Raw genomic sequence first — 22,527 nt, 5'->3', positions numbered from 1 at the left:
CCCCTCACCACGTCACCCCACTCCACGTCACCCCACTCCACCCCGTACGACCGGCCCCCTCCCGGAGGACACTCGTGCACCGACAACGCCCCCGCACCAGGACCCCGCTCGCCGGAAAGACGCGCACCACCAAACCCCTGGCCCTGCTCACCAGCGGCCTCCTCGCCCTCGCCGGCCTCACCCTCGGCGCCCCCACCGGCCACGCCGCCGACACCGACCCCCGTACACCGACGGCACCGGCCTCCACCCCCGCCGCCAGTTCCTCCACCGCCGCCGAGGAATTCCAGCAGGTCACCCTCGCCAAAGGCGCCCCCGAAGTCGGCGAACCCATGTCCCTCGCCGTACTCCCCGACCGCAGCGTCCTCCACACCTCCCGCAACGGCGAACTCCGCCGCACCGACGCCGCCGGCAACACCACCGTCATCGGCACCGTCCCCGTCTACTCCCACGACGAAGAAGGCCTCCAAGGCATCGGCCTCGACCCGGACTTCGCCACCAACCGCGCCATCTACCTCTACTACGCCCCGCCCCTCACCACCCCCACCGGCGACGCCCCCAACGACGGCACACCCGCCGAACTCGCCCCGTACGACGGCGTCAACCGCCTCTCCCGCTTCACCCTGAAACCCGACCTCACCCTCGACAACACCAGCGAGAAGAAGGTCATCGACATCCCCGCCACCCGCGGCATCTGCTGCCACGTCGGCGGCGACATCGACTTCGACGCCCAGGGCAACCTCTACCTGTCGACCGGCGACGACTCCAACCCCTTCGCCTCCGACGGCTTCACCCCCATCGACGAACGCCCCCGCCGCAACCCCGCGTTCGACGCCCGCCGCACCTCCGGCAACACCAACGACCTCCGCGGCAAGATCCTCCGCATCAAGGTCGCCGACGACGGCACCTACACCGTCCCCGCCGGAAACCTCTTCGCCCCAGGCACCGAGAAGACCAGGCCCGAGATCTACGCCATGGGCTTCCGCAACCCCTTCCGCTTCAGCGTCGACAAGACCACCGGCATCCTCTACGTCGGCGACTACGGCCCCGACGCCGGCGCCGCCGACCCCGCCCGAGGCCCCGCCGGACAAGTCGAGTTCGCCCGCGTCACCAAGCCCGGCAACTTCGGCTGGCCCTTCTGCACCGGCGACAACGAACCGTACGTCGACTACGACTTCGCCACCGGCACCTCCGGCGCCACCTACGACTGCGCCGCCCTCAAGAACGACTCCCCGCACAACACCGGCCTCGTCGACCTGCCCCCCGCCGAACCCGCCTGGATCCCCTACAACGGCGGCTCCGTACCCGAGTTCGGCACCGGCTCCGAATCACCCATGGGCGGCCCCGTCTACCACTACGACCCCGCCAACACCTCCCCGGTGAAATTCCCCGAGACCTACGACGGAGACTTCTTCGCAGGCGAGTTCGGCCGCCGCTGGATCAAACGCATCGACCAGAACACCGACGGCACCGTCCAGTCCATCAACCCCGTGCCCTGGACCGGCACCCAGATCATGGACATGGCCTTCGGACCCGACGGAGCCCTCTATGTCCTCGACTACGGCACAGCCTGGTTCGGCGGCGACGACAACTCCGGCCTCTACCGCATCGAGAACGCCACCGGAGGCCGCTCACCCGTCGCCGAAGCGACCGCCAACAAGACCTCGGGCACAGCACCCCTCAAGGTCGCCTTCTCCTCCGCCGGAACCACCGACGCCGACGGCGACCCCCTCACCTACACCTGGGACTTCGGCGACGGCACCACCGCAACCACAGCCAACCCCACCCACACCTACCGCAAGAACGGCACCTACACCGCCACCGTCACAGCCCACGACACCACCGGCCGCACCGGATCCGCCTCCGCCCACATCGTCGTCGGCAACACCGCACCCAAGGTCGACCTCCAACTCCCCGCAGAAGGAGCCCTCTTCGCCTTCGGCGACGAAATCCCCTTCAAGGTGACCGTCACCGACCCCGAAGACACCACCAACGGCCCCATCGACTGCGCCAAGATCAAGGTCACCTACGTCCTCGGCCACGACAGTCACGGCCACCCCGTCACCTCGGCCAACGGCTGCACCGGCACCATCAAGACCTCCGCCGACGGCGGCCACGACGACGACGCCAACATCTTCGCCGTATTCACCGCCGAGTACACCGACGCAGGCGGCGGCGGACAAGCCGCCCTCACCGGCCGCGACCAGGCCAAACTCCAGCCCCGCCACCGCCAGGCCGAACACTTCGACAGCCAGAACGGCATCCGCACCTACGACAAGACCCAGGCCAACGGCGGCCGCACCGTCGGCGACATCGACAACGGCGACTGGATCGCCTTCACCCCCTACAACCTCACCGGCGCCACCAAACTGACCGCCCGCGTCTCCTCCGGCGGAGCCGGCGGCTACCTCGAAGTCCGCACCGGCTCACCCACCGGCCCCCTCCTCGGCTCCGCCCCCGTCCCCGTCACCGGCAGCTGGGAGACCTTCCAGAACATCGACGTACCCCTCCGCGCCGTACCCCGCAAGACCACCCCACTCCACCTCGTCTTCAAGGGAGGCACCGGCGCCCTCTACGACCTCGACGACTTCACCCTCTCCAGCACCCCCGTCGACCGCACCACCCGCCGCGTCCTCGTCTTCTCCAAGACCGCCGGCTTCCGCCACGACTCCATCCCCACCGGCATCACCGCCCTCAAGGAACTCGGCGCCGCCAACAACATCACCATCGACACCACCGAAGAACCACGCCAGTTCACCACCAACAACCTCGCCCGCTACGACGCCGTCGCCTTCCTCTCCACCACAGGCGACGTCCTCGACACCGACCAGCAGACCGCCTTCGAGAACTACATCTCCAACGGCGGCGGCTACCTCGGCATCCACGCCGCAGCCGACACCGAATACGACTGGACCTTCTACGGCGGCCTCGTCGGAGCCCACTTCCAGTCCCACCCCCAGATCCAGCCCGCCACCATCCGCACCGAAGACCACACCCACCCCGCCACCGCCCACCTCGACGGCCCCTGGCAGCGCACCGACGAGTGGTACAACTACCGCACCAACCCCCGCGGCCAGGCCCGCATCCTCGCCACCCTCGACGAAACCACCTACCAGGGCGGCACCATGAAGGGCGACCACCCCATCGCCTGGTGCCAGACCTACGGCGGCGGCCGCTCCTTCTACACCGGCGGCGGCCACACCAAGGAGTCGTACACCGAACCCGCCTTCCGGCAGCACCTCCTGGGCGGACTCCAGTACGCCACCGGCCAGATCAAGGCCGACTGCCGACCCCGGACCGGAAGCCGCAGCCTCTTCAACGGCGAAACCACCGAAGGCTGGAAGCAGGCCGGACCCGGCGCCTTCGACGTCACCGACGGCGAACTCCGCACCACCGGCGGCATGGGCCTCCTCTGGTACCAGGCCAAGGAGTTCCGCTCCTACTCCCTCACCCTCGACTGGAAACTCACCGGCGACGACAACTCCGGCATCTTCGTCGGCTTCCCCGCCAGCGACGACCCCTGGTCCGCCGTGAACAACGGCTACGAGATCCAGATCGACGCCACCGACACCGCCGACCGCACCACCGGAGCCGTCTACGGCTTCAAAACAGCCAACATCACCGCCCGCGACCAGGTACTCCGCCCACCCGGCCAATGGAACACCTACGAAATCCGCGTCCAGGGCGAACGCCTTCAGGTCTTCCTCAACGGCGTCAAGATCAACGACTTCACCAACACCGACCCCGCCCGCTCCCTCACCACCGGCCACATCGGCCTCCAGAACCACGGCGCCGGAGACCAGGCAGCCTTCCGCAACATCCAGATCAGGGAGCTCTCCTCCTGACAACCCCCTGACCACCCCCCGAACGACGGTGGGCGGGCGCCACCGCACCCCGCCCACCGTCCCCCACACAGATCACCCCGCTTTCACCCCCGCAGGACGAGCAGGGAGGCCGTCGACATGCCCACCGGACACCGCACGGGAATCTGGCTCATCGGCGCGAGAGGATCCGTCGCCACCACCACCGTGGCCGGCTGCGCCGCCCTCGTCGCAGGACTCCACCCACCCACCGGCATGGCCACCGAGACACCCGACCTCGCGGACACCGGCCTCCCACCCCTCGCCACACTCGTCTTCGGCGGACACGACACCACCGACTGCCCCCTCCCCAAACGAGCCGAACAGCTCACCACCGCCGGAGTCCTCCCGTACGGACTCGCCGACGCCGTCAGCCGCGAGCTCGAAGCCGCCGACCGCGAAATCCGCCCCGGCGGCCCCCTCCCGGGCGACACCCGCACCGACGAACAACTCGTCACCGCCTTCACCACCGACCTGACGGACTTCCGGGAACGCATTGGCCTGGACCGCGTCGTGGTCGTCAATGTGGCCTCCACGGAGCCGGCGTCGGGGGGCGTCGGGCTCCCACCCAGCTCCCTCTACGCCGCCGCAGCACTCCGCGCCGGCTGCCCGTACGTCAACTTCACGCCATCCACCGGAATCCGCCATCCCGCTCTCGCCGCACCGCTCGCGGCCGGCGGACTGCCCCACGCCGGCCGCGACGGAAAAACCGGACAGACACTCCTCCGGGCCGTCCTCGCCCCGATGTTCCTCCAGCGCGCCCTGACCGTACGCGCCTGGTCCGGCAGCAACCTCCTCGGCGGCGGCGACGGAGCCGCCCTCGCCGATCCGGCAGCAGCCGCGGCCAAGAACGCCGGCAAGGAACGCGTCCTCACCGACACCCTCGGCGCCACCGTCGAAGGACAGGTCCACATCGACGACGTCCCCGCCCTGGGGGAGTGGAAGACCGCCTGGGACCACATCGCCTTCGACGGCTTCCTCGGCACCCGCATGATCCTCCAGACCCTCTGGCAGGGCTGCGACTCCGCCCTCGCCGCCCCCCTCGTCCTGGACCTCGCCCGCCTCACCGCCCGCGCCCACGAGAAGGGCGTCACCGGCCCCCTCGACGACCTCGCCTTCTACTTCAAGGACCCAGAAGGCGCCCCACCCGCCTCCCTGGCGGCCCAGTACACCCGCCTCATCGCCTTCGCCCGAACCCTGCGCACCCCACCCGACCCCACCACCCCACCACCCGCCGAAGCCCCGACTCCCGCCGAACAGCCGGCGCGCACCGAAGCCCCGACTCCCGCCGAACAGCCGGCCCCCGGGGACCGGCAATGACCCCGACCGGCACCACCGTCATCACCGGCCGCGCACGCGCCTGGGCGGAACTGCTCCGCGTCTCGGCCCTGGCCTCCGTCCCCGGCGACGCCCTGGCAGGAGCGGCCACCGCAGGAACCCGCCCCGGACGCGGCACACTCTGGGCGATCGGCGCATCCCTCTGCCTGTACGAGGCGGGCATGGCCCTCAACGACTGGGCCGACCGCGACGAGGACGCCGCCGAACGCCCGCACCGCCCCCTGCCCTCCGGCCGCATCACCCCCACAGCCGCCCTCGCCGCCTCGGCCGCCATGACGGCGACCGGCCTCGGCCTCGCCTCCCGCGCCGGCCGCCCGGCCCTGGCGGTCGCCACCGCCCTCGCCACCACCGTCTGGGCCTACGACCTCGGCCTCAAACACACCCCGGCAGGCCCCGCCACCATGGCGACCGCCCGCGCCCTCGACCTCCTCCTCGGCGCCACGGCCACCACCCCCACACCGCGCCGCGCCTTCCGCTCACTCCCCTCCGCCGCCCTCCTCGGCGCCCACACCTACGCCGTCACCGCCGTCTCCCGCCACGAGACACACGGCGGCTCGACCCGCACCCCCCTCGCGGCCCTCGCCGTGACCCTGACGGTCGCCGGCACGCTGACGGCCCGCACCCCGCACTCCCCACCTCCCGGGCCCCCGCCCCCCGCCCCCGCCCCACCCTCCCCTTCCCGATCCCCGGCACCCACCCCAGGACCCACCCCGGCCGCCCTCACTCCAGCGGCCGTCCCCGCCTCGGCCCCCGCCTCGGCCCCCTCCTCGCCCTGGCCTACGCCCGCACGCCCGCCACGCTCCTCCTCCACGCCGCCCTCAACCCCTCCGCGGCGCTCACCGAGCGGGCCGTCGGTGGCGGGATACGGGCGACGATCCCGCTCCAGGCGGCGCTGGCCGCCCGCGCCGGAGCCACCGGCACGGCGCTCGGGCTGCTCGGCCTCGTCCCGCTCGCCCGCGCCCTCGCCCGGAAGGTGAGCCCCACATGACCACCGCCCCCCACCCCGGGCCAGGCCCCGCACCCGCCCCCGCACCCGGCCTCAGGCTCGGCTACGGCACCAACGGCCTGACCGACCTGAGGCTCGACGAGGCCCTCGGCCTCCTCGCCGACCTCGGCTACGACGGCGTGGGCCTGACCCTCGACCACATGCACCTCGACCCGCTGGCGCCCGGCCTGGCCGCCCGCACCGCCCGGGTCGGCCGTCGGCTGGCCTCCCTCGGACTCGGTGTCACCGTCGAGACCGGCGCCCGCTACGTCCTCGACCCGCGCCGCAAGCACGGCCCGTCGTTGCTCGACCCGGACCCCGAGGACCGGGCCGCCCGCACCCGGCTGCTGCTCCGGGCCGTCAGGGTCGCGGCCGACCTCGGCGCGCACGCCGTGCACTGCTTCAGCGGTACCGTCCGCGCGGACACCGCGCCCGACGAGGCCTGGAAGCGGCTCACCTCCTCCCTCAGCCCCGTCCTGGAAGCCGCGGACGCCGCCCGCGTCCCCCTCGCCGTCGAACCCGAACCGGGTCACCTCCTCGCCACCCTCGACGACTTCCACCACCTGCGCGGACTCCTCGGAGCACCCGCACCCTCCGTCCTGGGCCTCACCCTCGACATCGGCCACTGCCAGTGCCTCGAACCCCTCCCTCCCGCCGACTGCGTACGGGCCGCCGCCCCCTGGGTGCACCACGTCCAGATCGAGGACATGCGCCGCGGTGTCCACGAACACCTGCCGTTCGGCGATGGAGAGATCGACTTCCCACCCGTCCTCGCCGCTCTCGCCGACCTCACCGCCGCCGGCTATGCCGGACTCACCGTCGTCGAACTGCCCCGGCACTCCCACGCCGGCCCCGAACTCGCCCGCACCTCCCTCTCCTTCCTGCGGCAGGAGGCCCCGGCATGCTGACCGGCACCGCCCGCACCTGGCTGGAATCGGCCCTCACCGACGCCGCCGCCCGCACCCCCGACTGGGAGTCGCACTTCGTCACCGCCGGACGCCACTGCGGTCCCACTCACGCGGACTCCGCCCGCACCCTCCTCCTCCGGACGGCCGCCGCCGACCCCGCCACCCTCACCCGCCTGTACCACCACGGCGCCGCCGCCGAGCGACGCGCCGTCCTCCTGGCGCTGCCCTCCCTCGTCCCCGGCCCCGAGGCCGTCCCCCTCGTCGAGGACGCCCTGCGCACCCACGACACCACCCTCATCGCCGCAGCCCTCGGCCCCTACGCCGCCACCCACCTCACCCCCCACGCCTGGCGTCACGCCCTGCTGAAGTGCCTCTTCACGGGCGTCCCCGTCACCGCCGTCGCCGGCCTCGCCGAGCGTTCCGCCGGGGACACCGAGCTGGCCCGGATGCTCGCCGACCACGTCGCCGAGCTCACCGCCGCGAGCCGCCCCGTCCCCGCCGAGCTGCCCCGCGTCCTCGCCCTCACCGCCAACGCCACCGCACCCGTCGAGGAGTCCTGATGCGCGTCTTCGACCCCCACATCCACATGACCTCGCGCACCACGGACGACTACCAGGCGATGTACGACGCCGGAATCCGCGCTCTCGTCGAACCCTCCTTCTGGCTCGGCCAGCCCCGGACCTCGCCCGCCTCCTTCCTCGACTACTTCGACTCGCTTCTCGGCTGGGAACCCTTCCGCGCCGCCCAGTACGGCATCGCCCACCACTGCGCGCTCGCCCTCAACCCCAAGGAGGCCAACGACCCCCGCTGCACCCCCGTCCTCGACGCCCTGCCCCGCTACCTCGCCAAGGACGGCGTCGTCGCCGTCGGCGAGATCGGCTACGACTCCCTGACCCCGGCCGAGGACACCGCCCTCGCCGCCCAGCTCCAGCTGGCCGCCGACCACGGCCTGCCCGCCCTCGTCCACACACCCCACCGGGACAAGCTCACCGGCCTGCGCCGCACGATCGACGTCGTCCGCGAATCCGCGCTCGCCCCCGACCGTGTGCTCCTCGACCACCTCAACGAGACCACCGTCAAGGAGGCCGACGACAGCGGCGCCTGGCTCGGCTTCTCCGTCTACCCCGACACGAAGATGGACGTCGACCGGATGGTCACGATCCTCAGGAACCACGGGACCACCCGCGTCCTCGTGAACTCGGCAGCCGACTGGGGGAGGAGCGACCCCCTCAAGACCCGCGCGGTCGGGGACGCCATGCTCGCCGCCGGATTCACGGACGACGACGTCGACCGGGTCCTGTGGCGCAACCCCGTCGCCTTCTACGGACTCAGCGGGCGCCTCCGGCTCGACCTCCCCACCCCGCAGGACCTGCACGAGGGCAACTCCCTTCTCCGCGGCGGGGAATGAGGCACCCCGCATGCGCTTCCGGCATCCCGACGGATCCACCGTCCACCTCGCGTACTGCACGAACGTCCACCCGGCGGAGACCCTCGACGGCGTCCTCGCCCAGCTCCGCGACCACTGCGAGCCCGTTCGCCGCCTCCTCGGCCGCGACCGGATCGGCATCGGCCTCTGGCTCGCCCGCGACGCCGCCCACTCCCTGACCACCGACCCCGCGTCGCTCCGCGCCCTGCGCACCGAACTCGACCGCCGCGGCCTCGAAGTGGTCACCCTGAACGGCTTCCCCTACGAGGGGTTCGGCGCCGACGAGGTCAAACACCGGGTGTACCGGCCCGACTGGACCCGCCCCGAACGCCTCGCTCACACCACCGATCTCGCCCGCCTCCTCGCCGCGCTCCTCCCCGAGGACGCCGGCGAGGGCTCCGTCTCCACCCTGCCCCTCGCCTGGCGCACCCCCTTCGACGCCCGGGCCGCCGCCACCGCCCGCGCCGCCCTGACCACACTCGCCGCACGCCTCGACGCACTCGAGGAGCTCACCGGACGAAGCATCCGGATCGGCCTCGAACCGGAACCCGGCTGCACCGTCGAAACGGTCGCCGACGCCGTCACCGCGCTCACCGACGTGCCGCGCCACCGCATCGGCGTCTGTCTCGACACCTGCCACCTCGCGACCTCCTTCGAAGATCCGCGCACCGCCCTCGACGCGCTCACCACCGCCGGCATCACCGTCCCCAAGGCGCAGCTCTCCGCCGCGCTCCATGCCGAGCACCCGCACCTCCCCGAGGTCAGGGCCGCGCTCGGCGCCTTCGCCGAGCCCCGCTTCCTCCACCAGACCCGTACGAGGACGGCTGCCGGCCTGCGGGGAACCGACGACCTTCCCGAAGCCCTCGCCGCCCCCGAGGACGGTCACGCCCCCGGCCCAGGCGCCGGCCTTCCCGACGCGACGCCCTGGCGCGCCCACTTCCACGTCCCCCTCCATGCCCCGCCCGCGCCTCCTCTCACCTCCACGCTTCCCGTCCTCCAGGAGACCCTCGCCCTCCTCGTCGGCGGATCCCGCCCGCTCACCCGGCACCTGGAGGTCGAGACCTACACCTGGCAGGCCCTGCCGCCCGACCGGCGCCCCCGCACCAGGGCCCGGCTCGCGGAGGGCATCGCCGCCGAACTGACCCTGGCCCGCGACCTGCTGGCCGACCTCGGTCTCAAGGAACTGCCGTGAAGGAACCGTCCCTGAAGGAACCGTCATGAGCGACACAGCGCCACCCGCCACGCCCACTCCTCTCCTGGTGCTCGACGTCGTCGGCCTCACCCCGCGGCTCCTCCACCACATGCCCCACCTCACCGCCCTCGCCCGCGCGGGATCCCAGGCCCCGCTCTCCACCGTCCTGCCCGCCGTCACCTGCAGCGCCCAGACCACCTTCCTCACCGGCACCCTCCCCGCCGAACACGGCATCGTCGGCAACGGCTGGTACTTCCGCGAGCTAGGCGACGTCCTCCTCTGGCGTCAGCACAACGGCCTCGTCTCCGGAGACCGCCTCTGGGACGCGGCCCGCCGCGCCCACCCCGGCTACACCGTCGCCAACATCTGCTGGTGGTACGCGATGGGCGCCGACACCGACATCACCGTCACCCCCCGCCCCGTCTACTACGCCGACGGCCGCAAGGAACCCGACTGCTACACCCGGCCCCCGGCCCTCCACGACGAACTCACCGAGGAACTGGGCACCTTCCCCCTCTTCCACTTCTGGGGTCCGGGCGCCGACCTCGTCTCCAGCCGGTGGATCATCGACGCCACCCGCCACATCCTCCGCACCCGCCGCCCCGACCTCGCCCTCTGCTACCTCCCGCACCTCGACTACGACCTTCAGCGCCACGGCCCCGACGACCCGCGCTCCTTCCGGGCCGCCGCGGCCCTCGACACCGCCCTCGCCCCGCTCCTCGCCGACGCCCGCGCCGAAGGGCGCACGGTCGTCGCCCTCTCCGAGTACGGCATCACCCGGGTGGACCGGCCCGTCGACATCAACCGCGCCCTGCGCCGCGCCGGGTTCCTGGAGGTCCACACCCAGGACGGCATGGAGTACCTGGACCCCATGACCTCCCGGGCCTTCGCCGTCGCCGACCACCAGATCGCGCACGTCTACGTCCGCCGCCCCGAGGACCTGCCGGCCGTCCGGGAAGCACTCACGGAGCTTCCCGGCGTCGAGAGCCTCCTCGACGACGAGGGGAAGAAGGAACACGGCCTCGACCACCCGCGCTCAGGGGAGCTCGTCGCCCTCGCCGAGCCCGACGCCTGGTTCACGTACTACTACTGGCTCGACGACGCCCGCGCGCCCGACTTCGCCCGGCTCGTCGAGATCCACCGGAAGCCCGGCTACGACCCCGCCGAACTCTTCATGGACCCGCTCGACCCGTACGTACGGCTCAAGGCGGCCAGGGAGATCGCCCGCAAGAAGCTCGGCATGCGCTACCGGCTCGCGGTCGTCCCCCTCGACCCCTCGCCTATTCGCGGCAGCCATGGCCGCCTCCCCACGAGCGAGGACGAAGGTCCGCTCATTCTGTGCTCCACCCCCCGCGCTGTGAGCGGCCGCGTCGCGGCCACCGATGTGAAGTCCCTGCTGCTCCGACTGGCCGGATTCGCCTGAGGCGCACATCGCCGACCGCCGAACTGCCTCCAGTGAATCAGCCCGCACCGACACCAGAGGAGTTATCCACAGATGAATCGCATTCGCCGTACGGAAGCCACCGACCCCGAGCTCTCCCGCCGGCTCAGCAGGCGCAACATGCTCGGCGTCGCCGCCGGCGCGACCGCCGCCGCCCTGCTGGGCGCGGCCGCCACCCCCGCCGCGGCGGCCGGGGCCACGTCGGCCGGATCGGCCACCGCCGATTCCCGCGGCGCGGGCCACGGCCGACCGGTCCTGCCGCCCGGCCGTCTCGGCATCCAGCTGTACTCCCTCCGCGACAAGATCGCGGCCCTCGGCTTCGCCGCCGTCTTCGCCGAGCTCCGGAGGTTCGGCTACGACGAGGTCGAGTACGCCGGCTACACCCAGGGCACCGGCGGCCCCCTCACGCTCGCCGAACTCAAGCGCCTCACCCGCGACCACGGGCTGCGCGGCATCGGCAGCCACGTCGGCTACTACGCGGACGACCCCGGCGCCTACACCTTCGCCCAGAACCTCGACCGGGTCCTCGACGACGCCGCGGCCCTCGGACTGCCCCACATAGGTACCGCCTCCGGGCCCTGGCGCTACGGAGCCACGGTCGACGGCTGGAAGCGCTGTGCCGAGGAGTTCAACCGGTTCGGTGCGGAGGCACGGAAGCGGGGCATGAAGTTCTATCAGCACAACCACTCGGAGGAGTTCTCCTTCGCCACCGACCGCCCCGACGTGCGGCTCTACGACGTCCTCCTCGCCGAGACCGACCCGGACCTCGTCCACCTGGAGATGGACGTCTTCTGGGCGTACGTGGGCCAGTACCGCTACTCGACGAGGCCGGACGGCACCCCCGCGCCCTTCGACCCGCTCGACTACGTCCTCGCGCAGCCCCACCGCTACCCGCTGTTCCACGTCAAGGACGGCGACCGCGACGACTCCGCCGTCCCGTACGGCTACCGCATGACCGACGTCGGGGACGGAGACATCGACTACCGGCGCTTCATCTCGGCGGTCAACCGCACCCGCCACGGCCGGCACGCCCACCACTGGCAGGCCGAGCGCGACAACCCGGTCGATTCGCTCGACTTCGCCCGCAGGTCCAGTGCCCACCTCCACTCCCTGCGCGAGAAGGGCCGCTGACCCACCCCTCGGGCCCCTCTCGAGGAGGGGCCCGAGACCGCGTCGCCACCGTGCGTGCGCATGAAGAAACGCACGGTGCGCATCATCGGACAATTCGGACTTGATCATGGTGGCTCCGGCTGCTCCACCCCGCTGACCACGGAAAACCCTGGTGAAGGGCACCTCAAACCCCTGGTAGAGTTATCTCTGTCGCCGCGGGGGAAACCCCGAAACGACAGACACCTAGTCCGGGTGGCGGAATGGCAGACGCGCTAGCTTGAGGTGCTAGTGCCCTTTATCGGGCGTGGGGGTTCAAGTCCCCCCTCGGACACTGAAGGAACGTTCGCGAGATCGTTTCCGAAGCATGCACGAGTGACCGGTCGAGTCGTACGACTCGCCGGTCATTCGTCGTTTCCAGGGCCTTTGGGTTTCCGGTCGAACGTCCGAAACGATCACCGAGTGGACGCGCTCGCCGCCGTGCTCGCCGAGTTGATGACGATCCCGGACGAGTGGACCCGCTTGATGTCCCTGCGGGGGATCCATCACGAGTCTTCTGCGAACAACCGCCCGACCAACTCCGGGTAGGCCATGCCCACGTCGGCCAGGATCTTCCTCAAGGCCTCGGGTGCGCCCGCCGGGAGCCGGGTCGTCCCGATGCGGCCGGGCACGGCGGAGAGGTCGCCACCGCTGAAACGTGATTCCGGTGTGGCCGGGGGTCGTATCGCGTAGGTGCGCCAGACCCGCGCCGGGGGGTTGAGGAGGACCAGGTGGGGGGCAGCCCATGCGACGAAGGCCCAGCGGTTCCTGCTCCGGGCCCGGACGAGCACGCCGTTCGGGTGGTGCCGCCCGAGTCGTTCGGCGGCTCGGGACACGACGGGGACCGGATTGCCGAAGGAGCCCGTGATCTCCCAGAGCCCGTCCTCGTACGAGGCCTCCCAGCCCGCCGCGGAGAGCTCCTCGACCACCTCCGCCCCGGGGTCGTCCTTCTGAGCCAGGGCGATGAGCCGTTCCACCTCGCTCCAGGAGGCGACGCGGGCGAGAGCCTGCTCCGGCGGGATCATCAGATCCTCCGCCTGGGCCGGCTCGGCGCGCGCGATCATGCCCTTGGCGCTCTGCCACGCGCGAGCGGCCGGCACGTCGTGCTCACCGCCTCCGGTGAAGGTGGCGCCCTGGCTGAGGAGCGCTGTCATCACGGCGGCCACCGCGTCCAGACGACGCCGGGTCTCCGGCGGATCCTGCCGGTCCCCCTCGCTCGGTTCGTCCGCGGAACCGAGGGTCTCCAGAAGGCGGCTGAGGCCGTCGCGCCAGCTCTGGTCGTTCTCGTCCCAGACTCCCGCGGCCAGGAGCTGGACGTACAAGTTCGCCACGACCAGCCCTACGGGTACGGGTGCGGGTGCCGGTGCCGGTGCCGATACCGGTGCCGCGGACGATTCGTCGGAGGCGGCGAGTGCCCCCACCCAGCGTCGGATCCACGTGCGGCAGCGGCCCCGCTGTTCGGGCGGAATGTGGGGAGCGACGGCCACGCTCGCGGTGAGAGCTTCCTCGTCCTCGTATGCCATGCCGTCGTCCACGGCCCCGCTGCCGGTGACCGCCGACACGACCCATCGTGACGACGGTGCCTGCGGCAGGCCCGCCTGCAATGCCCCGAACGCCAGATCGGTCAGCGGCGCCCCGATCATCCGGCGGCAGTCCGCGACGTAGGCGTCCCAGCGGTCGACCGCGCTCGACGTGACCGAGCCGGTCGCGGTACCGGTCGCCGGGCTCACCCGAGGCGCGGACGTTCCGGCGGTGAGCTCGCGCAGGCGCAGCAGGTCGGTCTCGAAGCGGCGTGCGGCACGTTCGTCGGCGAACAGCGACTGTGCCGTGTAGTCGTACCGGAGGCGTGGCCCGCTGTCGGCTTCGTGGCGGCGTGCGCAGTGCACGGGGCTGTAGACGAAGACGACGGGCGATTCGACGGTGCTGCCGTCCGGCTGGACGCAGCCGGCGCGAACCGCGGCGCCCGGGGCCTCGGGCTGCGGGAAGGAGCAGGACGACGCCCCTGGGGGGATGGAGCCGATCTCCGTCCACGAGCCCGGCGAACCGTCGGGAGAGGTGCTGATCGCGACGGGTACCGTCCGGCTGCGGGCCAGGGAGACGTGCAGGCCCTCACTGTCCGATTTCGCCCCGAGCAGGACGAGAGCCCGGCCGTCGGAGGTGAAAGGCCGGATGGTGCGGCCCGTCAGGCTCGCGAGCGGAGCGATGCGCCCTTCGTCGGGGAGTAGCGGCTGGGTGTCGGCGGCGAGCACGGCGAGCTCGCAGTTGCCGCCGTCCTTCGTGCTGGTGCCCAGTGCGGCGCGGGTGAGGTTGGCGCTTCCGGTCAGCGCGTAGCGCCGGCCGTCGGTCTGCCATTCGACGAGCTTGCCGTGGCGCATCCGCGTCTCGTCGAGCAGCCGGATCTGCGCGGAGGTGCCGCTGAGGGCAGCCTTGATCGTTCCGGCGTCGTAACTCGACCAGCGGGGCTGGATGCCGAGGGTGACACGGCGTGGGGCCAGGATGTCGACGAGCTTGCTCAGGGCGTGGCCGGCCTCGTCGACGAACGGGGCGTACGCGTGCAGTTCGTCGACGGGGCCGCGTGGCCGTGGCAGTTGCTCCAGGAGGCTCTGGTGGAGGTTGTGCAGCAGCCGGGGACCGCCTTCCGGGCCGGCAGGGGCGTTGACATGCCGCTCGGTCAGGAGAGCGGCCAGTTCCGCGAGATGACTTGCTGCCCAGGGGGCCAGGCTCACGGCGGAGGGGAGTTCGTCCAACCAGTCGGCGAAGTCGGCCAGGAGCGCGTGGGAGCCGTCCTCCTCGGTCTCCACGACCGTCCACAGTTCGTCGTTGGCACCCCAACCGGACAGCGTCGGGTTCCCCGAGCCCACTGCCAGTCGGCAGGCGTGTTCTCCGACCAGAAGCACGGCCTTGGGGTGGAAGGCGCCACGACAGGTGGCGAGACCGTGCAGATAGCTGCGGCCGGCCATGCGGACGTCGACCGGATCGTGGAGCCCTTGGGCCGCGTCGCCGATCACCGCGGTGCGCGCGCCCAGACCGCGTGCGACGGGTATGGCGACCTTCTCCAGGAAGGAGAGATCGACCGTGAAGCCCATGAAGAGCGCTTCGTGCAGGGCTTGCCCGTCACTGCGTTCCGCCCATTCGCGCAACAGCGTGACGGGAGAGGCGAACCGGGTGTGCTGTACGGCGCTCATCGGTCCGTCTCCAGGATCCGTCGGCCGCTCTCCGTGACGGTGTGACAGCCGTTCTGAACGGTGAAGAGCCCCAGCTGCTGTGCAAGGGTTGCCAATTGGGGAATGCGCGTGCCGATGTCGGAGTCTCCTTCGTCGCCCGTCTTGAAGTAGCGCTCGTTGCGAAGATGCAGTCGGGAGAAGATCTTCAGCCCGCCCGTCGCCGGGTCGGTACGCAGTTTCGCGAGGGCCACTCTGCGGGACTGGGCCAGCATGTCGTCGACCAGCCGGGCGGCCAGGTCACGCGCCGGCCGGTCGATGTAGTCGTTGACGAGCCCGTCGATCCACGTCGGGTCGAGGAACTCGGCCGAGCGTCGCTGCCGGCCCAGGAAGACGGCGCGTACCTCGTCGGTCAGCTGCCCTTCCCGGGACCGCAGCGCACCCACGATCAGGAGTCGGACATTCGTCATCGGGGCGTCACCGCCCTGCGTCAGGAGGTCCCGCTCGACCGGCGTCAACCGGCCTGATGCGGTCTTGAGCGGGGGCAGATCGTCCAGCAGGCCCCGCACGGACCCGCCCGGGGCCTGCTGGGCGAGCCAGTCGCGCAGTTCCTCGGCCGACCGGTCGGCCTCGCCGTCCTCGGACCCGATGCCGGAGACCAGCGCCGCCCACAGCCGACGCCAGGCACCGACGGAATAGTGACGCAGTAGTGTTCCCCGCCAGCCCGCTGTCTCGGGAATCGCCGCCAGGACCGGGTCCGTGGTCATCTCCTCGCCGAAGGCCACGGCGGTGCGCAGCGTCTCCTGATAGCCGGCGCCCTCATGGCCATGGAGTTCGATCGCTCGGGCGAGGATGCGGAGGGTCGCGCGCCGGGTGCGGTCGGAGGGCGCCCACTCCTCCGGTAGGTGAACTCCTCCGGTACCGGTGGCGGTCAACACCCGTGTCAACCACTCCTGTTCGGCCGGGCAGGGGATGCCGAGGGCCGCCTGTCCCGCCGTCTCCAGGGCCTCGAAGGACACGGCGTCCCGCGAGGCGAGGGACAGCAGCGGGGCGAAGAGTTCGGTGACGCCCGGAGGGCACGCGTGCCGTCCGGGCCTCAGCGCCCCCTCCCGGACGGCCACCGTGCCGAGTACCGTGGCGGGCCCGCCGTACTGGTCCCAGAAGCCCCAACGGCGGGGCGAGTAGGACTGGTTCAGCTGCTCCTCGTCGGCAGCTCGCGCGAGTTCCAGCTCCTCTGCGCAGAAACGCCGTACCCGGTCGATCCCATGGGCGGACCATGTCGCGTCGGTGTCCGCGTGATGCTGCCGGAGCGCCGCCAGAAGGACCTCGCTCCGGCGGACCAGTCGGCGGCACGCGGCGGCATCCGAGGCGTTCTGTCGGGCGTGCGCCGCGATCGCCGCGTACATCGAGTGGTAGCGGATGTACCGGGTCACCGTCGACACGCCGGGGACCAGCCGGTCCACCGCCCGCATGACCGGGCCTTCCACCGCCAAGGGGTACCGCCCCGACCGCACCCCCAACCCGTCGAGCGCCCATGCCGGCCCACGGACTTCCGCTGTCACTCGCCACCCCCCCCGTCGGCTGCCGGAGCGTCGCAACAGCAGCGGCTCCCTCGACCCCGGCCTCAGATTAGTTGCTGCTGCCGGAGGGGAGGGAGGCCGGTACCGGGCGACGGTGCGCCGGCCGTTCTCGTTGTCCACAGGCGGGCGACCGGCTCCGACGGAAATGTGGGCCGGCACCTATCCTGGGGGCGTGATCGAGAATATTCCTCCCTGTCCCCAGTGCTCCAGCGAGTACACGTACGAGATGAACAACCTGGTGGTCTGCCCGGAGTGCGGCCACGAGTGGGTCCCGGCCGCCGAAGGCGCGACGGACGGCGCCGGTACGCCAGCGGCGGGCGAGCGCGTGATCAAGGACGCCGTCGGCAACGTGCTCAACGACGGCGACACGGTGACCGTGGTCAAGGCCCTCAAGGTCAAGGGCAACCCCTCCGGCATCAAGGCGGGCACCAAGGTGCGCAACATCCGTCTCGTCGACGGCGTCGACGGCCATGACATCGACTGCCGGATCGACGGCTTCGGCGCGATGCAGCTCAAGTCGAGCGTGGTCAAGAAGGCCTGACCCGAAGCCGCCGCGCCGGCTCGCCATGCGGAGGGTCTCCGCCCGCCCTGGGCTGGTGTGATCGCACGTCGCGGGTCGAGCGGCGGAGGCACCCCATGGTGGACGGAAGCACCCCCGGACGGAACTCCCGAGGCAGTGGCGAGCCGCCTGCCGGCCCGCCCTCCGGGCCGCTGAAGGACCCGACACCGCCGGACCGACCGCCACCTCGGCGGGCAGGGAGCCGGACACTCCTCTTAGTCCTCGTCGGCGTGATCGTCGGCGTCGTCGGCGTCGTCGGCATCCTCGCCGGGGCGGGTGCTTTCGAGGAGGGCGGGCGGGGCGACGAGACGGAATCGTCCACGCCGCCGATACCGTCGCCACCGGCCTCAACACCCACCCCCACCGCCACCCCCACTCCATCGGGCCGGGGTCCCGACGAGGCCACCCCGACCACGCCGACCACCCGCGCCCCCGATCCCGCCGATGGAGTGCTCGCCTTCGGCGCGACGCATCGGTACGAGGACGGGGTCGAGGTCACGGTCTCCGCGCCCGTCAGGTTCACGCCGTCCGCCGCGGCAGTCGGGCACCAGGCGGGGCACACGGCCGTGACCGTGCAGGTCACCGTGCGTAACGGAACCGACCAGCGGCTCGAACTGGCGCTGGTGCAGGTCTCCGCCCGGGACGGAGACGGGCGTGAGGCCTCGCGGATCTTCGACGTCGAGCCCGCCCTGGGAAGCGGGCTCACTGGTGGTCTGCTGTCCGGACGGAAGGCCGTCGCGGCGTACGGCTTCGATGTGCCGCAGGGGAAGGGAGTCGTACTCGACGTCGAGGTGAGGATCGGTTTCGAGATGCCCTCAGCCTTCTGGGGCGGTGCGGTCCGGTGATCGACAAGGCGCCCCCGGGCCGTCGGGCAGCTGCTAGGGGGCCTTCCGGGCCACCACCAGTCGGCAGTGCGGGCTGCCGTCGTCTCGGCTGCCCAGGGACTCGATCGGGGTCAGGGAGACCTCGAAGCCCACTTCCGTCAGGCGGGTGCGGACGTCCTGGAGGCGGAAGGTGCGGTAGTACATGACGAACCGCGGGTGCCACAGTGCGTTACGGACGCGCATCGTGGCGTCGAAGCCCCACAGCAGCCAGTAGAGGCGCGAGCCGACCCGGGGTGGGGCCGGGAGGGGGAAGGCGAAGGTGCCGCCGGGGCGGAGTGAGGCGTGGACCTGGGCGAAGAGGGTGCGCTGGGCGTCCGGGACGAAGTGGCCGAAGGCGCCGAAGCTGACGGCCAGGTCGAATACCGGGGCGAACGGCAGGGCCAGGGCGTCCGCGCGGACAAGGGTGGCCGTGGGGTGGGCGCGGCGGGCCCGGGTCAGCATGCCCGTACTGAAGTCGACCCCCGTGACGCGGCCCGCGCACACGGAGCGGAGGACGTCGAGTCCGGCGCCGGTGCCGCAGCAGACGTCGAGTCCCGAGTCGAAGGGGCCGAGGTCCTCCAGGGTGTCGGCCACTGCGGTCAGGAGGCGGTCGGAGGTGCGGAAAGGGGTCGCGTCGAACTTGTTCGCGAGCAGGTCGTAACCGTGCTCGACCGAGGAGAGGGCCTGGACGGTCAGCTCGCGGAGGCTGGGGCCCTGCGGGGTGAACATGGTCCCGAGCCTATGCCGTCACCGGGCCTGGGCGTCAGAGCGCACTGCGCACGGGGGGCGCCGGGGGCGCGGACCACGCGGGGGCGATGCCCGTCAGCTGGCAGGTGAGGAGGTAGAGGGGGATCGGCGGCGTGTAGGGGGAGGTGCCGTCGGGGTGGTGGACGAGGCGGGGGCCGCGGTCCGGGACCTCGGCGCCGCGTGCGTAGCAGGCGGGCAGCGGCCAGGTCAGGTCCAGGTCGGAGCCGGCCGGGACGAGCCACCACCACCAGTCGGTGTCGGCGTAGACGCAGCCCTTGGCGGGGAGGCGGGAGAGGATCTTGAAGCCGAAGCGGGCGGGGACGCCGACGGCGTCGCAGCCGAGGCCGGTGCGCAGGCCGACGGGGACGGCCAGCCGGGTCGAGCCGAGTTCCGCGGTGTCGAGCCTCCGGGAGCCGGGCGACGCCGAGCCGAGGGTCCTGGCCTGCGGTCCCTTGGGGTCCGAGGTGTCGCGCTGGCGCGGGACGGTGGTGTTCTCCGCCGGTTTGCGGGCCGAGCGGGGGATCAGGAGGCCGGCCATCGACCTCAGCACGGTTCCCCCATGCCGTGGGCCAGCTCGGCCCAGACGATCTGTGCCGTGCCGTGCCCGGTGCGGTCGGCGCCCCAGGCGGTGCACAGCGCGTCGACTATGAGGAGTCCGCGGCCCCGCTCCTCCTCGCCGCAGTCGCGCATCCGCGGTCCGGCCGGGCCGCCCTCGTCCCGTACCGCTATGCGCAGGGTGTCCTCGCCCTCGCGTATCTCGCAGATCACCCGGCCGCTCGCGGTGTGGACGACGGCGTTGGTGACGAGTTCGGAGACGACCAGCGCGACCGTGTCCCGGATGCCGGGGTCGCAGCCCCAGAGGATGAGCCGCTCCTCCGCGAGCCGGCGGGCGCGCGCCACCGAGGCCGTCAGGGCCGGGAGCTCGAAGGCGAAGCGGCGCACGGCGTCGACCCGGGTATCGCCCCGGGTGGCGGTGGTGGTGTCGGTGTGGGGTTCCGGGCGCTGGGCCATGACTCGGGGGCTCATGAGACCTGAAGGCTGCGCGTTACCAGAAGCCACGACCGGTTCCTCACAACAGTGGGCAGGACTGCCGTACGGCGCTGCCCCCGTGGCGCGGTGGCGCGCGGCGGCAGCGTGTACTGGTTCACCGGAACACTGTCCTCCTGACTCGGACACTTGGCAAGTGGCACTCTGAAAATTGCAGAGTGCTGTGTTCTCTCTGGCCCGGCTTCGTGGCACACTCGTCGAAACAGTGCGTCGGGGAGGTCTGAGAGTGAGCGAGCCGCGGTCCGCCCCGACGGTGGGACAGGTCGTTCTCGGCAGGCGCCTGCAGGATCTGCGCGAGCGGGCCGGCCTGAAGAGGGAAGAGGCCGCCAAGATCCTCCGCGTGGCCCCGGCCACCGTCCGGCGCATGGAGACGGCCGAGGTCGCCCTGAAGGTTCCGTACGTACAACTCCTGCTGAAGGAGTACGGGATCACGGACGCCGAGGCGGAAGCCTTCGTCGCCCTCACGGAGGAGGCCAACCTCCCGGGTTGGTGGCAGCGGTTCCATGACGTTCTGCCCGGCTGGTTCTCCATGTACGTCAGCCTGGAGGGGGCGGCCAGCCTGATCCGGGCGTACGAACCCCAGTTCGTCCCCGGTCTCCTGCAGACCGAGGCCTACGCCCGAGCCATTCTGCGCAGCGGGGCGGTCGGCGGCAGCGACGCGGGGCGCCCCCAGGGCGCCGCCGCCGCGGAGCGCGCCGAGGAGACCGAGCGGCATGTAGCCCTACGGATGGAGCGCCAGTCCCTGCTGACGCGGGAGGACGCCCCGAAGTTCTGGGTGATCATGGACGAGACGGTGTTCCGCCGACCGGTCGGTGACGGGCCCGAAGTGATGCGCGACCAGCTCGACCGGCTGCTCGAAGCGTCCGAGTCGCCGAACGTCACCCTGCAGATCGCGGAGTTCGCGTCCGGCCACCACCCCGGCACCTACGGACCGTTCGTCCTCTTCCGCTTCGCCATGCCCGAACTCCCGGACATGGTCTACAGCGAGTACCTGACCGGCGCCGTCTACCTCGACGCGCGCCCCGAGGTGGCTTCCCACCTCGAGGTCATGGACCGCATGGCGGCTCAGGCCGCGACTGCACAACGCACGAAGGAGATCCTCCGGGATCTCCGCAAGGAGCTGTGAATGGATCGCATATACAACGGCATGCCCGCCGCTGAGCTCGGTGCCGAAGGCTGGCACAAGCCCTGGAGCGGCGGGAACGGGGGCAACTGCGTGGAGGCCATGAAACTGGCCGACGGCAGAGTCGCCGTGCGACAGTCCGCAGACCCTGAAGGACCCGCGCTCATCTACACCCACGGGGAGATCGCAGCTTTCATCCAGGGGGCCAAATCCGGTCACGCTGACTTTCTGCTCACCTGACCCTTCCACCCCACCCGCTCCGTCGCGTAACTCTTGCTGCAGTGCCACCCGTTCGTCCCGACCAGGAGAGCCGATGACCCAGGACCCCGCATCCGTGAGGATCGACACCAGCAAGCCGCATCCGGCGCGCATGTACGACTGGTTCCTGGGCGGCAAGGACAACTACCCGGTCGACGAGGCGATGGCCAGGCAGCTGCTCACCGTCGACGCCCGGGGCCGGGACATGGCCCGCGTCAACCGGGCCTTCATGCACCGCGCCATCCGCTGGCTCAGCGCCCACGGCGTCCGGCAGTACCTGGACGTCGGGACGGGCATCCCCACCGAGCCGAACCTGCACCAGATCGCGCAGGACGCCGCGCCGGAGTCCCGCATCGTCTACTGCGACAACGACCCGATCGTGCTCGCGCACGCGGCCGCCCTGCTGCGCTCGACCCCGGAAGGGGCCACCGAGTACATCCAGGCGGACGCCCGCGACCCCGAGATCATCCTCGAAAGGGCCGGAAAGGTCCTTGATTTCGACCAGCCCATCGCGCTGTCGATGCTCGCCCTGCTGCACTTCGTCGGGGACGAGGACGGGGCCTACGAGCTGGTCTCCAAGATCGTCGAGAAGCTCGCGCCGGGCAGCTATCTCGTCCTCTCGCACGTCACCGGGGACTTCGACCCGGAGGGCGCGGCGAAGGCGAGTGCCATGTACAAGGCGCGCGGGCTGACCCTGCGGCCCCGCTCGCGGGACGAGCTGGCCGCGTTCTTCGAGGGCCTGGAGTTCGTCGAGCCGGGCGTCTCGCTCACCGCCGAGTGGCACCCGGAGCTGGGCGAGCCCGTCCCGGTCCAGGGCGACGACCCGATCCCGGGGTGGGCCGCCGTGGCCCGCAAGCCCTGACGGCATCTCTGAACAGAGCGGCGCGAAGGCCCGC

General features: G+C 71.6%; 19 protein-coding genes and 1 tRNA gene. 15 read left to right on the top strand and 5 right to left on the bottom strand.

Annotated elements, in window-relative coordinates; genetic code table 11:
* The first annotated feature begins 74 nt into the window (after positions 1-74).
* From DEJ46_RS07095 to DEJ46_RS07050, 10 genes are all read left to right on the top strand, one after another.
* Positions 75-3,842 (top strand): ThuA domain-containing protein, encoded by a 3,768-nt coding sequence (locus DEJ46_RS07095; protein WP_150264694.1) that lies wholly within the window; start codon positions 75-77, stop codon positions 3,840-3,842.
* 117 nt (positions 3,843-3,959) lie between these two features.
* Positions 3,960-5,177, top strand: coding sequence for an inositol-3-phosphate synthase (locus DEJ46_RS07090; protein ID WP_223834548.1), 1,218 nt, complete (start codon positions 3,960-3,962; stop codon positions 5,175-5,177).
* A complete protein-coding gene (locus tag DEJ46_RS07085; protein WP_411757726.1) occupies positions 5,174-6,172 on the top strand; it encodes an SCO3242 family prenyltransferase in 999 nt (332 codons plus the stop codon). Before DEJ46_RS07090 ends, DEJ46_RS07085 begins: the two co-directional genes overlap by 4 nt.
* A 7-nt stretch (positions 6,173-6,179) precedes the next feature.
* Positions 6,180-7,088 carry a sugar phosphate isomerase/epimerase family protein gene (locus DEJ46_RS07080; RefSeq protein WP_150264693.1) on the top strand — a complete coding sequence of 303 codons (909 nt, stop codon included), beginning with the start codon at positions 6,180-6,182 and terminating at the stop codon, positions 7,086-7,088.
* Entirely contained in the window at positions 7,082-7,648 is a 567-nt protein-coding gene (locus DEJ46_RS07075) for an EboA domain-containing protein (protein WP_150264692.1), read from the top strand. Before DEJ46_RS07080 ends, DEJ46_RS07075 begins: the two co-directional genes overlap by 7 nt.
* The gene (locus tag DEJ46_RS07070; protein WP_150264691.1) at positions 7,648-8,496 is read left to right on the top strand and encodes a TatD family hydrolase; all 849 of its coding nucleotides are present in this window, start codon (positions 7,648-7,650) and stop codon (positions 8,494-8,496) included. The genes DEJ46_RS07075 and DEJ46_RS07070 overlap by 1 nt, the downstream gene beginning before the upstream one ends.
* Before the next feature lie 10 nt (positions 8,497-8,506).
* Entirely contained in the window at positions 8,507-9,706 is a 1,200-nt protein-coding gene (gene eboE / locus DEJ46_RS07065; protein WP_150264690.1) for a metabolite traffic protein EboE, read from the top strand.
* A 25-nt stretch (positions 9,707-9,731) separates the two neighbouring features.
* Positions 9,732-11,129, top strand: coding sequence for a nucleotide pyrophosphatase/phosphodiesterase family protein (locus DEJ46_RS07060; RefSeq protein ID WP_150264689.1), 1,398 nt, complete (start codon positions 9,732-9,734; stop codon positions 11,127-11,129).
* Between the two features lie 72 nt (positions 11,130-11,201).
* On the top strand, positions 11,202-12,278 hold the full coding sequence (locus DEJ46_RS07055) for a sugar phosphate isomerase/epimerase family protein (RefSeq protein ID WP_150264688.1): 1,077 nt from the start codon (positions 11,202-11,204) through the stop codon (positions 12,276-12,278).
* Positions 12,279-12,503: 225 nt separating this feature from the next.
* A tRNA-Leu gene (locus tag DEJ46_RS07050) sits at positions 12,504-12,588 on the top strand.
* A 211-nt stretch (positions 12,589-12,799) separates the two neighbouring features.
* Here DEJ46_RS07050 and DEJ46_RS07045 read toward each other — a convergent pair.
* A complete protein-coding gene (locus tag DEJ46_RS07045) occupies positions 12,800-15,478 on the bottom strand; it encodes a phospholipase D family protein (RefSeq protein WP_150264687.1) in 2,679 nt (892 codons plus the stop codon).
* Complete coding sequence (locus DEJ46_RS07040) at positions 15,475-16,941, bottom strand: hypothetical protein (RefSeq protein ID WP_223834547.1); 1,467 nt, start codon at positions 16,939-16,941, stop codon at positions 15,475-15,477. Before DEJ46_RS07040 ends, DEJ46_RS07045 begins: the two co-directional genes overlap by 4 nt.
* Before the next feature lie 265 nt (positions 16,942-17,206).
* Here DEJ46_RS07040 and DEJ46_RS07035 point away from each other — a divergent pair, with 265 nt between their 5' ends.
* Both DEJ46_RS07035 and DEJ46_RS07030 read left to right on the top strand, forming a co-directional pair.
* On the top strand, positions 17,207-17,575 hold the full coding sequence (locus DEJ46_RS07035; protein WP_317852170.1) for a zinc ribbon domain-containing protein YjdM: 369 nt from the start codon (positions 17,207-17,209) through the stop codon (positions 17,573-17,575).
* A gap of 248 nt (positions 17,576-17,823) precedes the next feature.
* The gene (locus DEJ46_RS07030; protein WP_150264686.1) at positions 17,824-18,438 is read left to right on the top strand and encodes a hypothetical protein; all 615 of its coding nucleotides are present in this window, start codon (positions 17,824-17,826) and stop codon (positions 18,436-18,438) included.
* A gap of 33 nt (positions 18,439-18,471) precedes the next feature.
* On the opposite strand, the gene DEJ46_RS07025 is transcribed toward DEJ46_RS07030, so the two are convergent.
* From DEJ46_RS07025 to DEJ46_RS07015, 3 genes are read right to left on the bottom strand one after another with little or no spacing between them, the layout of a single operon-like run.
* Positions 18,472-19,185 (bottom strand): class I SAM-dependent methyltransferase, encoded by a 714-nt coding sequence (locus tag DEJ46_RS07025; protein ID WP_150264685.1) that lies wholly within the window; start codon positions 19,183-19,185, stop codon positions 18,472-18,474.
* 34 nt (positions 19,186-19,219) lie between these two features.
* Positions 19,220-19,741, bottom strand: coding sequence for a hypothetical protein (locus DEJ46_RS07020; protein WP_190623165.1), 522 nt, complete (start codon positions 19,739-19,741; stop codon positions 19,220-19,222).
* A gap of 5 nt (positions 19,742-19,746) precedes the next feature.
* Positions 19,747-20,229, bottom strand: coding sequence for an ATP-binding protein (locus DEJ46_RS07015; RefSeq protein WP_223834546.1), 483 nt, complete (start codon positions 20,227-20,229; stop codon positions 19,747-19,749).
* 247 nt (positions 20,230-20,476) lie between these two features.
* Here DEJ46_RS07015 and DEJ46_RS07010 point away from each other — a divergent pair, with 247 nt between their 5' ends.
* The 3 genes from DEJ46_RS07010 (at position 20,477) to DEJ46_RS07000 (ending at position 22,493) form a co-directional block, all read left to right on the top strand.
* Complete coding sequence (locus DEJ46_RS07010) at positions 20,477-21,376, top strand: helix-turn-helix domain-containing protein (protein ID WP_150264684.1); 900 nt, start codon at positions 20,477-20,479, stop codon at positions 21,374-21,376.
* Positions 21,377-21,613 carry a DUF397 domain-containing protein gene (locus tag DEJ46_RS07005; RefSeq protein WP_150264683.1) on the top strand — a complete coding sequence of 79 codons (237 nt, stop codon included), beginning with the start codon at positions 21,377-21,379 and terminating at the stop codon, positions 21,611-21,613.
* Between the two features lie 73 nt (positions 21,614-21,686).
* Positions 21,687-22,493, top strand: coding sequence for an SAM-dependent methyltransferase (locus DEJ46_RS07000; protein WP_150264682.1), 807 nt, complete (start codon positions 21,687-21,689; stop codon positions 22,491-22,493).
* The last annotated feature ends 34 nt before the right edge of the window (positions 22,494-22,527 follow it).

Source organism: Streptomyces venezuelae, assembly GCF_008642375.1.
In the GTDB taxonomy this organism is placed as follows: domain Bacteria; phylum Actinomycetota; class Actinomycetes; order Streptomycetales; family Streptomycetaceae; genus Streptomyces; species Streptomyces venezuelae_G.
The sequence above is the reverse complement of the archived record's forward strand: the minus strand, read 5'-3'. Positions and strand labels throughout refer to the sequence as shown.